The organism is Rhodococcus marinonascens NBRC 14363 (assembly GCF_001894885.1).
Classification (GTDB): Bacteria; Actinomycetota; Actinomycetes; order Mycobacteriales; family Mycobacteriaceae; genus Rhodococcus_F; species Rhodococcus_F marinonascens.
Window position 1 is genome coordinate 1 of sequence record NZ_BCXB01000125.1, and the last position, 1,274, is coordinate 1,274.

Consider the following 1,274-nt stretch of genomic DNA (forward strand, 5'->3'; position numbering starts at 1 on the left):
CGGTCGGTGACCTCCCACTGCTGGTTGGGGCCTTCGTGGGGATCCCACATCTGTATCCGAGAAGAGATATCGGTGCTCTCGTCGACAACGTCGAGAACCCGACCGTCCAACCCGTACACCGGCTTCGGCTTGGCAGTCACTTCAATTGTTGTCAACGGTTTTCCGCCCGCGTTCACAGATGTGCTATCCGGTGTATCCAAGGGTGCACACCGAACTGCAAATAGTTTACCGTCAGTATTCTTTACGTCGAAGGTGAAGAAGTTCTCCGGTTCCCCATATTCACCAGAATTTCCCGTGTGGCGGAGGGTTGGTTCTATCGTAGATCCTGCCTCACCTGCTTTCACGGTAATGTCCATACCGGGAAAGAAGACAGTGGCCAGCCCTCCGGTCGGAAAGTTGAAGTCCAAACTTTCCCAACCCAATGAGCCCGTGGATTCTTCTGTGATGTTGTCATGCGCCATCCGTAGGACGGATCCGTTTTCGTCTTCATCACCGTCCTGGTTCAGTCTGATCACTTCTGGAAGAGTTTTGGTGTTCCCGTCATCCCCGTCAGTTGCGAAGTACAAACCGGTTACTGTGTCCGCATCGACTAGTTCAGTGCCCGGCGGTATGTCCACATCATATTTCATGCGTGCCCACGACCTGACGGTATGCAGTTTACTGTCCGCCACAGTCCTTCTATTATAAGCCGCGTCTTCCGAGGGATCAAAGGCATTCACGGGGGCAGAGTCAGGAGTAATTCGGTAGGTGAACACCTCACCCTCTTGAACTGTTTTAGGTGCTGTTACGGTTACACCCCAATGCGACACGGGATAGATTCTATTCAAGATAGGAGATCCAACTCTTAAGTCACTGAATGGTGGGTATCGTTTATCCGGGCCGCGACAGCTCACATCGAAGTTGACCTGCGTTCGTGTCAGTCCTTGTGCTGTAAGCGAATCGAACTGGTTGTCGACGACCGCCGCGGCCGTGTTGGTGGGTACCAGGAGTATTCCGGCTGCCATGGTCGCTACCGCGACAACACTCGATCGCCTGTGGACTGTCCGCATTTCATGCACCTTCTGTTCTTTGCCGTCAGATCATGTTGTTGCTTTGGCGAAGCGCTCTAGGTTGTTCCGTCTCGGCAAAGTAAGGAAATTACTCGCGTATTGTGTTGACGAAAAGAACGTCGACCGGTCCGTCGAAACCTGGATGTCTCTTACCCGCGTGTCGAAACCGCGCCACAACTCACCTTGAATTTTGTCGCTAACTGAAAGATGCCATCCTGTCCGGTG

1 protein-coding gene is annotated in these 1,274 nt (G+C 53.0%); it reads right to left on the reverse strand.

Translation table 11 applies throughout. The features are described 5' to 3' along the window. Positions 1–719, reverse strand: a 719-nt coding sequence (locus tag RM2_RS23145) for an RICIN domain-containing protein (RefSeq protein WP_218017276.1), incomplete at its 3' end; no start/stop codon positions are given. Positions 720–1,274 lie beyond the last annotated feature (555 nt).